The sequence below is a fragment of the Embleya sp. NPDC059237 genome (assembly GCF_042754105.1).
In the GTDB taxonomy this organism is placed as follows: Bacteria; Actinomycetota; Actinomycetes; order Streptomycetales; family Streptomycetaceae; genus Embleya.
The window spans coordinates 160,993-174,145 of record NZ_JBHZAE010000023.1 but is presented as its reverse complement, the minus strand read 5'-3'; the positions used below and the strand labels follow the sequence as shown (position 1 = coordinate 174,145).

At 71.9% G+C, this 13,153-nt stretch carries 8 protein-coding genes; 2 read left to right on the top strand and 6 right to left on the bottom strand.

What is annotated here, in order from left to right; translation table 11 throughout:
• Positions 1–48: 48 nt before the first annotated feature.
• The gene (locus ACFXKZ_RS45620; protein WP_380011903.1) at positions 49–414 is read right to left on the bottom strand and encodes a darcynin family protein; all 366 of its coding nucleotides are present in this window, start codon (positions 412–414) and stop codon (positions 49–51) included.
• 72 nt (positions 415–486) lie between these two features.
• Positions 487–1,380 carry an NAD(P)H-binding protein gene (locus tag ACFXKZ_RS45615; protein WP_380011900.1) on the bottom strand — a complete coding sequence of 298 codons (894 nt, stop codon included), beginning with the start codon at positions 1,378–1,380 and terminating at the stop codon, positions 487–489.
• A gap of 108 nt (positions 1,381–1,488) precedes the next feature.
• Between ACFXKZ_RS45615 and ACFXKZ_RS45610 the strand changes: the two genes are divergently transcribed.
• Positions 1,489–2,475: a LysR family transcriptional regulator gene (locus tag ACFXKZ_RS45610; RefSeq protein ID WP_380011897.1), complete on the top strand. Its 987-nt coding sequence runs from the start codon at positions 1,489–1,491 to the stop codon at positions 2,473–2,475.
• Here ACFXKZ_RS45610 and ACFXKZ_RS45605 read toward each other — a convergent pair.
• Both ACFXKZ_RS45605 and ACFXKZ_RS45600 read right to left on the bottom strand, forming a co-directional pair.
• Positions 2,443–3,882 (bottom strand): esterase/lipase family protein, encoded by a 1,440-nt coding sequence (locus ACFXKZ_RS45605; RefSeq protein WP_380011894.1) that lies wholly within the window; start codon positions 3,880–3,882, stop codon positions 2,443–2,445. The genes ACFXKZ_RS45610 and ACFXKZ_RS45605 overlap by 33 nt on opposite strands.
• Positions 3,879–7,277, bottom strand: a complete 3,399-nt coding sequence (locus ACFXKZ_RS45600; RefSeq protein WP_380011974.1) for a protein kinase — start codon at positions 7,275–7,277, stop codon at positions 3,879–3,881. Before ACFXKZ_RS45600 ends, ACFXKZ_RS45605 begins: the two co-directional genes overlap by 4 nt.
• A gap of 271 nt (positions 7,278–7,548) precedes the next feature.
• Between ACFXKZ_RS45600 and ACFXKZ_RS45595 the strand changes: the two genes are divergently transcribed.
• The gene (locus ACFXKZ_RS45595; RefSeq protein ID WP_380011891.1) at positions 7,549–9,420 is read left to right on the top strand and encodes a glycosyl hydrolase; all 1,872 of its coding nucleotides are present in this window, start codon (positions 7,549–7,551) and stop codon (positions 9,418–9,420) included.
• A gap of 89 nt (positions 9,421–9,509) precedes the next feature.
• Here the strand turns inward: ACFXKZ_RS45595 and ACFXKZ_RS45590 are convergent, their stop codons facing one another.
• Both ACFXKZ_RS45590 and ACFXKZ_RS45585 read right to left on the bottom strand, forming a co-directional pair.
• Complete coding sequence (locus ACFXKZ_RS45590; RefSeq protein ID WP_380011888.1) at positions 9,510–12,404, bottom strand: family 1 glycosylhydrolase; 2,895 nt, start codon at positions 12,402–12,404, stop codon at positions 9,510–9,512.
• Positions 12,401–13,093 (bottom strand): TetR/AcrR family transcriptional regulator, encoded by a 693-nt coding sequence (locus ACFXKZ_RS45585; RefSeq protein WP_380011885.1) that lies wholly within the window; start codon positions 13,091–13,093, stop codon positions 12,401–12,403. Before ACFXKZ_RS45585 ends, ACFXKZ_RS45590 begins: the two co-directional genes overlap by 4 nt.
• Positions 13,094–13,153: the final 60 nt, after the last annotated feature.

The following is a 13,153-nucleotide window of genomic DNA, read 5'->3' as shown; positions in this document are numbered from 1 at the left end:
TCCCGGCGACAGCCGGTCGCCTCACGAGTGTGAGGTGGCATCGGTGGGTCAGGTGCTGATGGTGGTCACGGGTTCGAGGCCGTACGTGCGGGCGTAGCCGTTCTCGGTGCCGACGAGGAGGTCGACGATCTCGAAGTAGCGGTCCCAGAACGGGGTTTCGCGCAGAGCGTCGATCAGGAGCTGGTAGGCCTTGTGGTCGTCGGCCTCCCATACCCAGACGTCGGTGACGCGTACGGAGTAGAACTCCGTGTCGTAGAAGCGTGATCGCACGCCGGTGGTCTTGGCCTCGATGGCCGGCAGGACCTGGGTCGTGAAGGCGTGCACACGTTCCTCGACGGTCAGGGCGAGCCACTCGGGTGTGGTCTTGACCAGCATGAACGCGGTGACCGGGGGTTCGGTCTGGTCGGTGGACATCGGGATGCCTCCAAGGCGGGTGGTAGGTGGTATCGGGGAGTTCGCCGGGCGCCGGGCGCTCGGCGGCGGATCTCAGGACAGGACTGCGGGCTTGAGGATTTGGGCGCACCACTGCTCGAAGCTCGTGGGCGAGGTGGTTTCCGGGGTGCGGGTGATGCCGGCGTCCAGGCCCTGGTCCTTGGCCCGCTTCATGTCGACGATGCTCTGCACGAACGCCTCGTTGAGGCCGTAGCCGACGAGGGTGGTGTACATGTCGTCGAGCGACTGGCGCTCGTAGCGCACGGGGCGGCCGAACTGCTCGGTCATGATGCGGGCCAGGTCGTTGACGGACAGGTCCTCGGGTCCGAGGAGGGGAACGCTGCCGGTGCCGGTCCAGGAGCGGTCCAGGAGCAGGTCGGCCGCGGCGGCGGCGATGTCGGCGACGGCGACGAGGGGGGCCTTGCGGTCGGCCTCGACGGTGTCGGTGAAGAAGCCGTGTTCGCGGATCGAGTCGGCCTCTTCCAGGAAGTTCTCGAAGAAGGACGCGCAGGCCAGGGCCCGGTAGGCGGCGCCGCTTTCGGCGATGAGGTCGTCCATGGCCAGCGAGGTGGTGACGATGCCGGCCCGGTCGGCGAGCGCGGTGCCGCGGCCGAGTGCGGAGACGCCGACGACGTGGCCGACCCCGTGGGCGGCGAGCGCCTTGACGGCGGGGCGGCTGAAGCCGATGTAGGCGTCGTGCGGGGTCAGGGCGGCGTCCGGGGGGACGAGCCAGAAGACGGCGTCCGCGCCGTCGAAGGCCCGGTCGAGGACGTCGGCGTCCGCATGCGAGCCGGTGACCACGTCGACGGCTCCGCGCGCTTGTTCGGGGAGTCGGGCGGGGTCGCGCACGATCACGCGCAGTTCCTCGCCCGCGGCGGGGGCGGACTTCAGCAGCGCGGAGAGCAGGTGACGGCCGATGTTCCCGGTGGGAGCGGTGATGACGATCATGGAAAACCTCGTGTGTCGTGCCGGTTCGTTACGTCCCTCATCCTGCTGAGGGTCACCGTGATGCCACAATGGGAACTTCGGCACGGAATCATTGACTGAAATGGAATAATGCTGGTGAGCAGCCCGGATCCGGTCATCGACGCCAATCTCGCCATCGCGTTGGACGCCCTGCTGGCCGAGCACAGCGTGACGCGCGCCGCCGCGCGGCTGCATACCTCGCCCGCCGCGATGAGCCGCAACCTCGCCCGGTTGCGCCGCATCCTCCAAGACCCCCTCCTGGTCCGGGCCGGGCAGGCCATGGTTCCCACCCCGCGCGCCCAGGCCCTGCGCGAGGAGGCCGCCGCGGTCGTCCGCAGCCTGGGAGCGCTGCTCGGGCCGGGCGCGAGCGTCGACCCGGCCGGCCTGCGCAGCACGTTCACGCTCCAGGCCGCGGACGTGGTCGGCGCGGCGCTGGCCCCGGGGCTGCTGGAGCTGGGTCGGCGGGAGGCGCCGGGTGTCTCGTTCCGGATCCGGGCCGAGGAACTGGAGGCCGGGCCCGCGCTGCGCGACGGCCGGATCGACCTGGAGGTCGGTTCGATCGACCACGTGGATCCGGAGACCCGGGTCGAGGCACTGGTCGAGCTGCGCATGGTGGCGGCCGTGCGGCCCGGCCATCCGCTGACCGAGGGGGAGCTGACGCCGGCTCGGCTCGCCGCCGCCGAACACGTCGCGGTCAGCCGCCGCGGCAGGTTCACCGGCCCCTTGGACGCGGCGCTGGCCGAGCACGACCTGCGGCGGCGGGTCGGCATCGTCCTTCCCGCTCACCTGGCCGCGATGACCCTGGCCGCCCGCAGTGACGTCGTGTGCCTCGTACCCGCCGCGCTTCCCGGCGCGGCCCCCTCGCCCCTCACCCGGGACGCCGAAGCCCTCGGGCTGCGTCTGCTGGACATCCCCCTGGACCTGCCGGTGGTGACCATCGGCATGGCCTGGCACCCCCGGCACACCGCCGACGGCGCCCACCGCTGGCTCCGCGACGCGGTCCGCCGGACCCTGTGCGCACCGACGGACGCCGGTGCCGCCCGGTCACAGCAGCCGGGTTCGGACGAAGTCCGGTAGCCGGCCCGCCTCCAGCCGCTCGTCCAGGCCGTCCAGTACATCGGGGGAGGGGGCGTCGAAGTCGAGGTAGCCGGGATCCTCCGGATCCCGGTCGCGATCCACGCGGGAGCCGGTGAGCGCGGGGGTGGACACGGCTTCGTCGCCGGCGAGGTGCGGGCTCAGGGCGGCGGCCGGCGTTCGGGGCAGACGCATGGGGCGGCCCGTGAGGAAGCGCCAGGTGTCGTCCTGGACGGCGGGTATCGCGGGCAGGGCGCCGTGTTCGCCGCGCACGTAGCGAATCTCGCCGATGGAGGCGAGGCGGGCCGAGGCGACGGGCACCCGGCCGTCGCCCTCCCGGTGCGGATTGCCCGGGATCCTGCGGGTGACGCGGTCCATGTGCTCCCACCGGTGCCCGAAACGGGGGACGTAGGCGAGGCGGAAAAGGGTGCGGTAGCCGACCCCGGCGATCACCGCCATCCGATCGCGTCGGCTCTGGCCCAGTTCCGCGTGCCAGGTGTGCAGGGCGCGGTGGTGCGCCGCCGCGGCGTCCAGGACCGTTTGCAGGCGCAGTTCGCCGGCCGCCGACAGGTCCAGGCGCCAGTCCGTTGCGCGGTATGCGTCGAAGTTGAGGCAGGGGTGCGGGTGTTCGCCGCCGGGGTAGACGTCGGCGGGCGCCGGCAGCAGGCCGAGTACACCCCACATCGAGCGGAGCGTGTCGCGGCTCAGGTAGCGGCCGAGCAGGGCGAGGGTGTCGAATCCCCACAGGTGGTTCTTCAGGTAGCCGCCGATGGCCGGAGCGCCGTGGTGCGGGGTGCCGAGGAAGACGATCCTGCCGATGTGCCGCCACAGTTCGGGGTGGCGCATCAGCGCGGTGCGCACGATCAGGCCGCCCATGCTGTGCGCCACCACGTGCACCGGGCGGCGGGTGTCCGGCTTCGGGCGCAGCGCGAGGATACGTTCGGCGAGCAGGTCCGCGCCGAGGTGTGGGGGCTTGCGCCAGTCGTAGGCGAACGCGCTGTGCCGCAGGTCGGCGCGCCGCGCGCCGGCGAGGAGGAAACTCTCGTAGCTCGCGTCGACGGCGACGGGGGCGATTCGGAACGCCGGGTGCGCGTCGTGGTGTCCGTCCGGGGACAGCGCGAGGTCGTCGATGTGTGCGCGGGAGCGGATGTCCAGCCACCACACCCCGCCCAGGCCCTGGCTCGCGAGGACACTGCCCATCACGCCGGGGACGAAGATCAGGTCGACGGGGCCCGCGTCGCCGAGGTGGGGTGTGCCGGTGGGCGAGAGGCCGCGCAGTTCGGCGAGGGCGTCGGCGCCGAGGAGTTCGGTCAGCGCGGCGCTCGCGCGGGGGTCGTGCGCCAGGGCCAGGCGCTCGTTGCTGTCGGCGGTGAGGAAGCGCGGGATCGGGTCCGCGGTGGGCTCGGTCATGGTCTCCTCGTCCGGGGCGGTCCGTGGCCGAAGCCGTTCGTCGGTGTGTGGTGTCCCAGCGCGGTGCTGACCTCGTCCGAGCGGGCCACGAAGACCTGGTCGTCGTCGACGGCGGAGTAGAACAACCCGCCGGGGTGCCCGTACACGTTCCGGAAGAACCGCCGGGCCTGTGCGAGGGCGTCCCCGACGGCGGTGGGATTTCGGGTGTGGTGGTCGCGGGTGTAGAGGAAGTGGAAGAAGACGGTGGCGAATCGGGCCGCGAACACGGTCGGGACCTTGCACTCGGTGCCGATGTACGCCCGACATCCCCGGCTGAGGAAGGTTTCCCGGAGTTCGTTGGTGAAGAAGGCGTCGGCGGAGACCGTTTCGCACGCGTTGACGAAGACCAGGGGTTGGTCCGCGAAGGGTTCGTCGCCGAGGTCGACCAACTCCAGGACGTCCTCGTCGTCGTTGCTCGCGCCGAAGCGTAGTACGGGTGCCGTTCCGGTTCCGGTCGTGCACTGGCAGTAGACGTAGACCAGGGACACCGGGCGCGGTGCGGGCGAACGCAGGAACTCGGTCAGCTCGGCCTTGCGGTTGTCCGCGGCGGCGGGCAGTAACAGCGGTGACCAAGAGCGTAGTTCGGCCTCGTGCTCGCGTGCCGCGCGGGCGGTCTCGTCATTCGCCCCCGCGCCCCAGTACAGCAGGTGGGCCCGGGTCGCGGCCGGTTCCAGGGCGCGGTCCGACTCGCGCCGGTGGGCGCGGTGCGCGATCCGCAGTCGCAGGCCGAGGAAGTCGTCGGCGTCGATCGGGGCGCCCTGCGCGGGGATGCCGCCGCGGTACATCAAACCCCAGGGCACGTGCGGGAGTTCGTATGGTGGTTCGGGGTACCACGTGATCCGCAGGTGGTCGCCGGGGCCGAGCGCGTCGATGCGTTCGCGCAGCGCGGTGCCGGGTGGGAAGAACGCGTCGCGGAGGCGGGCGCCGGCGTATGCCAGGTTCCGCATCCGGCGGTCCCGGGCGATGGTGTCCCGGGTGCTCGGGTCGGTGGTTCCGAAGGCGTACGCGTCGGGGCGGGCGGGGTTGTCGAACCGGTAGTGGGCCAGGCGGGCTTCGAGGTCGGCGGGGGTGATGTCGGGGCAGTGCTCGGCGAGCAGTTCGCGCACCTCTTCGAGGGCGCGTCGGGCCTCGGCGATGCGTTGTCTGGCGACGTCCTTGAAGGTCCAGGGGACTTGGCCGTGTGTGTACAGGTCGGTGCCGATGGCGGGCGTGAACGCGCGTTTCTCCCACAAGGCTTGGGGCGGCACCAGGAAGAGGCTGAGTGTGGTGCGGTCACGGGGTTCTTCGGCGGGCGCGGTTCGTGGCCGCGTGTGCCTGGCGGGCAGGCTGCGCGTGAGGTGCATGGACGTGATTCCGGCGCCGCGGGGGGACGCGCGGGTCGCCGACCGTACGCGGGGCGGGCGGGGGCCGGGACGCGTGGGCGGATGGGGTTGTGGCGGGCGCGCGAGCGGCGGCGGGGGCGTCGGGGGAGTCGGGGGCTCCGGAGGTGCCCAGGGTGCCGGGGGCGGCGGGGGTGCGGGGACCGCCGGGGGTAACGTGGGGGCCGATGGCACTGACGGGCCCGGCCGGCCCGACGGGGTCGACGCGGTGGACGAGGTCGGCGCGGGAGCGGGAGGCGTGTCGGCCAAGACATCGAGGCGGATGACGAGTTCGCGGTAGACGTCCTCGCCGACGAACACCATGACGTCGATCCGCGCCCCGTCCGCGACGCGCGGGGTCAGCCGTAGTCGGCGTGCGGTGGACTCGCCCGACGGCGGGACGAGCAGGTCGAACCGCGCCATGCACTGGGTACGCTCCCCCTCCTCGGCCACGGAGACCTCGACGCCGTCGTACCCGGCGGCGACACCCGAATGCGCCTCCAGCATCACGGTGTTCGACCACACGACCCACGTCGTGTGCAGGCCCGCGGCCGGGATGTCCGCGGCCGGGATGCGGCGCTCTCCCTCGGCCAGGTTCCGCGGATCGTCCGCGCCCACGCGAAACATCCCGACGTACGCCCGATCGACGCGCAGTCGGCCTTCCGTGTCCGTCGGCGCGTCCTCGATGCGGAAGTTGATCACCTGCGCGTCCACCCGATCGAGGTCGCCGGGGCTGATCGCCGCCCGGGCGGACGGTTCGACGGAACGCGGGTAGAGGCCCGCCAAGACTTGCTTCACCAAGACGGATCGCTCGGCGGAAAACAGCGCCTCGTCGTGGATATCGAGCACGTACTCCGAGTCCTCGGGGAGGGATACCTCATCGAAGCCCCAGGCTTCGTCGTACTGGGCGTCGTCGCCCGGCGGGTGAGCGTCGGTCGAGGCCCAGCGAGCGCGGAGCCGGTCGACGAGCCCACGAATCCGTCCACCCCGTGACGACCGCCTCGGGCTGCTGAGCGGAGGGTCCATGTCCGGGTCCGGGATGTCGGAGTACACATCGCGAGGGGGACCGGACGCGTGCGGACGCGGGCCGTGACTTCCCGGCGCGGACCGAGGCGGCGGGCCCGGTGTGGGTGGCGCGTTGCCGACCCCGGCCGCAGGAATCCCCGGCCCGAAATCGGGCCGGGGATTCCACAGCCCGATGCCGTCGAGGCGTAGGCGCACTTCTCGAGCCGACCGGGGGCGTCGTGCCGGATCGCGCTCCAGGAGACTTGCCACGAGCGTTGTCAGCGCGGCGGGTGTGTCCGGCCGAAGGGTGTCGAGTCGAGGTGCGTCCTCGGCCGCCTTGCGTCGCATGATTTCCGTGTCATCGGCCCCGACGAAGGGTGCTCGACCGGTGGCCATCAGGAACAGCAGGCTGCCGAACGCGTACAGGTCCGTGCGCTCGTCGCCGTCCTCGGTCAGGCGTTCCGGCGCCGCGCAGCTCGCGGTGACCAGGCGCAACGGAGGAACCACAGTCTCCAGCAATTCGACGATCCCGAAATCGAGAACCTTCACCCAGTGGTGGCTGCCGGTGAGCATCACGCTGCGCGGGTTGAGGTCGCGGTGGATGACCCCGAACAGATGCCCCGCGTCCATCGCCTCGCAGATCCCGACGGCGATGGTGTACAGGAGTTCGCCGTGGATCAACCCGTTCCGCCGGACGAGTTCCTCGATGGTGGAGCCGTGGAGCCGCTCCGTCACGATGAACAGGGTGTCCCGGTCCATACCCCAGTCATGGAAGGTGGCCACATGCGGGTGATCGAACCGGACCGCCCCCGGCGTACGCCCCTGAGGAAGGTTCGTCACGGCATCGGGTGCAGCGCAGTGGAGTTCGAGCGTGAGGATGTGGCCGTGCAACAGGTCGCGCGCGTCCCATACTTCACCGCCACGATCGCGACGACCGCGTCGCGTGGGCGTGATCGTCTCGTAGCGTCCCCCGATGATCCGGCCGGGTTCCATCGTCACCCCAGTCGGCACTCCGCCATGGCGGGGTCAGAATACGAGCATCGGGGATGTCCATCGGGCGGAATCGAGCCAAAAGGGCGAGAGGTCATGGTCCGCACGTCGACCGTGCCGTCGCCGACGTGGTTAGCCTGTGTGCCGTCGTGATGATCACTTTCGACGGGGGTTGAGCTGCGTGCGATCGCGATGGGGGCAAAGATGTGCGGCCTTGGTGGCTGCGTTGGTGGTTTCGACGGGGACGGGGGTGTCGGCGGCTCGGGCGCATTCGGTGCCGCCGAGTGATGCGCAGGCCACCTCCGCCACCCGCGATGTCCGGGACTGGCTCGGGCACTTGGGCAATCGGGCGCAGAACCGGGTGGTGTCCGGACAGTTCGCCGGATACAGCGGGAAGACCTTCTCCCTCGACCAGGTGGAGGAGTCGAAGGCGCAGACCGGTGCGTATCCCGGGCTGCTGGGGTGTGACTACGGGCATGACGGCAACGCCATCGACCACACCTGCAACGCGACCCTGAAGGACTGGGCGGCGTCCGGTGGCCTGGTCACCGTCAGCGCCCACCTGCCCAATCCGGATCAGCCGGACTGGAGCGGGCTGTTCAGCAAGTTGGCCACGTTCGATCGGCTCACCGACCGCACCACCGGGACCGGTCGGCGCTGGCAGGCCGAACTCGACCGGGTCGCGGAGGGGTTGCGCGATCTCGCGGATGCGGGTGTGCCGGTGTTGTTCCGGCCGTTGCACGAGATGAACGGCGACTCGTTCTGGTGGAGTGCGCAGGATCCGCAGACGTTCGCCGCGGTGTGGCGTGACATGTACGGCTATCTCACCGAGGTCAAGGGCCTGCACAACCTGCTGTGGGTGTACGCGCCGGACTGCAACTACGGCAAACGCTCGTCCTATTACCCGGGTGGGGCGTATACCGATGTCGTCGGCCTGGATTGCTATGTGCGCGAGCCCGCCGCCGTTCAGGGGTACGACGAACTCGTCGCGCTGGGCAAGCCGTTCGCGTTCGCCGAGATCGGGCCGCGAAGCGGTCCCGGTGGGGTGATCGAGATACCGCTGGACTACGGGAAGTGGATCGACGCGATCCGTACCCGATTCCCGGCCACCGCCTACTTCATGGCCTGGAACGACCAGTGGCGGCCCACCGCCAACACCGGCGCGGCCCGGCTGATGAGCGACCCGTGGACGATCACGCGCGGTGAGATCGCGCTGTCCGCGCGCACCGAGGGTGGGCTCATCCCCGCCGGAACGCCCGTCCCGCTCGCGGACTTCGAGTCCGGCGCGCAGGGTTGGGGCGGATGGCAGGTCCTGGCCGGGCCCTGGTCGGTGGACGAATGGGCGGCGCAGGGCAGCCGATCCCTCAAAGCGGACATCGATCTTGCCGCCCCCGAGGCGTACTTGAACCGCGTCGCCCCGCAAAACCTGACGGGCTACCGGGCGTTGACCGCGACGGTCCGCACCGCCGAGTGGGGCAACCACGCCGCCGGCACCACCGCCAAGTTCTACCTCCGCACCGGCGCGGGGTCGGCCTGGTACGACGGGGGAGCGGTCCGCATCGGCCCGAACGGCGCGGTGTTGAGCCTGGATCTGAGCCGCGTGGCCGACCTCGGCGACGTCCGCGAGATCGGCGTACTGTTCCGGCCCGCCCCGGGCGCGAGCGGGCGCAGCGCGGTGTACGTGGACGACGTCACCGCGATTGCCGCGCCGACCCTGCTCTCGGGTTTCGAGTCCGGTACCGAGGGCTGGACCGGCTACCTCACCGCGACCGCGCCCGCGAGTACGAACGATTGGGCGAGTGAGGGCGGCCGTTCGCTCGGCGCCGAGATCGACCTCGCGGCCCCGGAGGCGTACGTGGACCGCCGCGCGCAGTCCGACCTGTCCGGTCGCCGAACCCTGACCGCCACTGTCCGGGCCACGGCGTCGGGCGGCACGGCCAAGCTCTACGTCAAGACCACCGCCGCCAATACGTGGTACGACGCCGGCGCCGTTCCGCTCGGGCCGGACGCCACGACCTTGACCCTCAACCTGGCCGGGGTCGGCTCGCCCGGCGATATCCGGGAGATCGGCGTGCAGTTCGAGCGTCGGGGCGCGGGTGGTACGGGCCGAGCCGTCGTCTTCGTCGACGAGGTCACGGTCCGCTGAACCCGGCGCCGCGCGCCGCGACGGGCACGTGTCGCGGCGTGCGGCGCCGGCCGCCGTCCCGGTTCGGCCCGGACGTGCCGGGCCGCCGGTCAGGCGGGCTGCGGGGCCGGCTCGGCGGCGGCGATGCGGTCGATCAGGCGCGGGGTCAGTGGGCCGACCAGGGTGCCGGCGAAGGCGTGGCGCAGGGCGGCGGCGCGCATTTCGTTGACCAGGGTGTGGGTGACCGTGGCCGGGACGACCCAGCCGCCATGGATGTGGCCCAGTACGCGGATGCCGGCGGCGGGGACGTCGGCCGCGCGCAGCGCCGCGAGGTAGTCCTCGGCCTGGTCGCGCAGCGGATCGTACTCGGCCACCACGACCAGGGCCGGGGCCAGGCCGGACAGGTCGGCGGCGCGCAGCGGGGACACGAGCGGGTTGACGGCGGCCTCGGCCTCCGGCACGTAGTGCCGCGCGAACGTGTTGAACTCGGCGACCGACAGGCCGGGTCGGGCCGGTTCGCCGGCGGCGACCGGGTCCGGCATCGGGGTGAGGTCGAACGGGGCGGCGTCCAGGACCTGGAGGCTGGGCTGCGGCAGGCCGCGGTCGCGCAGCGCCAGGCACATCGCGGCGGCCAGGTTGCCGCCGGCGCTCGCGCCGCCGATGGCGACCAGGTTCGGGTCGATGCCGAGTTCGTCGGCGTGTTCCAGGAGCCACGCGTAGGCGGTCAGGCAGTCGTCCAGCGGGGTGGGGAAGGGGTGTTCGGGGGCGAGCCGATAGTCGACGTGGACCACGGCGCACGGGACGAGCGAGGCGACGGGCCCACACTCGGCCTCGGCGGTGTCCAGGTTGCCCAGCACCCAGCCGCCCCCGTGCAGGAAGAAGTAGGCGGGGACGGGCGTTTGCGGGTTCCTCGGCCGCCACACCCGCACCGCGATCTCGCCGTCGGCGACGGGCACGGTGTGCTCGGTGACCTCGATGTCGGGCCCCGGCGGGAACGCCGCGAGCCGCATGGTGGCGGCCGACTGCGCGCGCCGCAACGCCAGATCCCGCGACTCGGGCTGCGCCCCGGCGGCCACACGCTGCAACAGTCGCACCACAGGCGGATCGATCCTCACAAGCATCTCCTTCAACAAGCCGGCCGAACGACCGGACAACTCATGGAATTCCGAACCGGAACAAAGCCCCGACCGGCCGGCCGACAAGCGCCCTGTCGCACCCCCCGCGCAGCCGCCGGGATCGCCCGGACCGTCGGGCGTGGAGCGACCCGCCCCGGGCCCCGCGTGCCCGCCTGCATCGGTCGGTTCGTCAGGCGTGGAACAAGCCGCCCCGGCCTCCGCGCAGCCGTCGGCATCGGCGGGACCGTCGGGCGTGGGGCAAACCGTCCCGGGCTTTGCACGGCCGTCGTGATGGGTCCGTTCGTCGGGCGTGGGGTGAGCCGCCCCGGGTTCCGTGTGGCCGCCCGCATCGGTCGAGCCGCCGGACGAGAAGCTGGCCGGCCCGGACGCAGCCCGCCCGACAGCCGCGCTCCCACCCGCACCGGGCTCCGCAGGGCCGGCGGCCGGAGGTGCGGCCGGGCTGGTCCCCACGGCTGGGAACCCCCCTGGGCCGCTCCCCGCCGAACCGCCGCCTGCATGGCCGCCGCCCCCGCTCCCGGTCGCGTCCGCCTCCGCGCCACCACCGGCGGTGGCCGGGCGCGTGGTCGAGGCGGGTTCGGGCACGACTGCGCCCGCACCGGGCTTCGCGCGGTCGGCGGCCGAGGGCCCGTTCGGGGCGGCTGCCGGCTCGTGGAGGGCGGCCAGCCGGCCCGTTGTGATCACCCGGTGGTACGCGTGTGCGCTGGGGTGGATCACGCGTTGCAGGTCGTTGTCGCGGTCGATGCCGATCAGGCCGAAGCGGGGGCGGTAGCCGTGTGTCCACTCGAAGTTGTCGAACGCGGACCAGTGGAGGTATCCGCGCACGTCGACGCCGTCCGCGAGGGCGGCCCGGACGGCGCGCAGGTGGCTGTCCAGGTAGGCCACCCGCTCGGCGTCGTCGGTGGTGGCGATGCCGTTCTCGGTGATGTAGATCGGCAGGCCGGTGGTCTTGCCGGTCAGCCGCAACATCTCGGTGAGCCCGTCCGGATAGACCTCCCACCCCATCTGCGTGGTGGGCGTGCCCGCCGGCGGCTCGCCGAGTCGCTGCTGTTCCAGGGCCGCGTTCACCCGGGCGCGGGTGTAGTACTGCACGCCCACCCAATCGCCCGCATCGGGCGCGTCGCGCAGGTGTTCCAGGTGCCGGCTGACCAGCATCTCCCGGTACCAGTCCGCGAGTTCGACGTCGGCGGCATTGTCCGGGTCGGCCGGTTGGACCAGCGGGAGTTGCAGGCACACGCCCACCCGCGTGTTCGGCGCGGTCGCGCGCAACGCGGTCACGGCGGCGTCGTGCGCGCGCATCAGGGTCTCGTTGGCGGTGACCATCCGATCCCGATCGCGGTACCCGGGTGGGTGGTTGCCCTTCAGGTAGCCGTTGAAAGCGACGATCTGCGGCTCGTTGACCGTGCCCGCGAAGGGGATGCGATCCCCGAGCCGCCGCCCGGCCTCGGCGGCGAACTCCGCGAAGATCTCGGGCGCGTCGGGCGCGAGCCAGCCGCCGGACGCCGCGAACCACCGCGGCAGGGTGAAGTGTTGGAGGGTGACGAACGCCGCGAGGCCGTGCTCGTACAGGCCGTCCAGCACCCGCGCGTAATGGTCGAACGCGGCGGCGTCCCACACTCCGCGTGAGGGCGCGAGCCGGGACCACTCGATCGACATCCGGTGCGCGGTGTGCCCGAGTTCGGCCAGCAGCGCGATGTCGGTCGGCCAGCGGCGCCACTGGTCGATGCCCGCGCCGCTGGGTTCGGCGGTGCGGCCGGCGTTCTCCCAGTCGATCCAGTCGTTGTCGGTCAGGCCGCCCTCGACCTGGTGGGCCGCGGTCGCCGCGCCCCACAGGAACGCGGGCGGGAAGTCCCGACCGCCGCCGTCGATCATCCTTGTACCTCCTCGGGCGCGCCGGTCTCGGCCGGCTCGGGATGGGTGGCCAGGTCCCGGATCAGCGTCCGGGCGTACTCCTCGATGCTGACCACCAGGTCGACCTCCTCGGGATCGAGCAGCCACTGGGAGGCGATGCCGTCGAGCGCGGCCAGGATCTCGATCGCCTTCAGCTCCGGGCTCACATCCGCCCGCATCTCGCCGCCGCGCTGGCCCTCGCGGATCATCCCGGCGACCACCGCGCGCATCTCGCGGTAGCGCCGGACGAAGAAGTCGTGCTCGGGGTCGCCCGGATCCAGGTTCTCCGCGAGCAGCACCGCGAACAGCTTGGCCAGACCGGGCTGTTCGCGGTTGCGGTGGGCGAACGCGGGCATCTCGCGCAGGGCCTGCAGCCCGCCCACCGCGGCGATGTCCCGGGCGAACGCCTGGCTGCGCAGGTCCCGGTGCTCGACCACGGCCCGGAGCAGGCCCTCCTTGCTGCCGAAGTGGTAGAGCAGGCCGGGCTCGGTGATGCCGACCCGCTGGGCCACCTCCGCCATACCGGTGCCGCGAAAGCCCGCCCGGGCGAACAATTCCGATGCGGCGGCGACGATCTCCCGACGTCGCTCCTCCCCCTTCGCGGTCGGCGCCTTGGTGCGGCCCCGGGCGCGGCCGACGGCTGGTTTACGTGCATCCGAATTCTCAGTCACATCGGCACTCTAGATTATTTACTTAGTCCTTAGTAAGTTCCATCTCGTCGAAAGTTCACG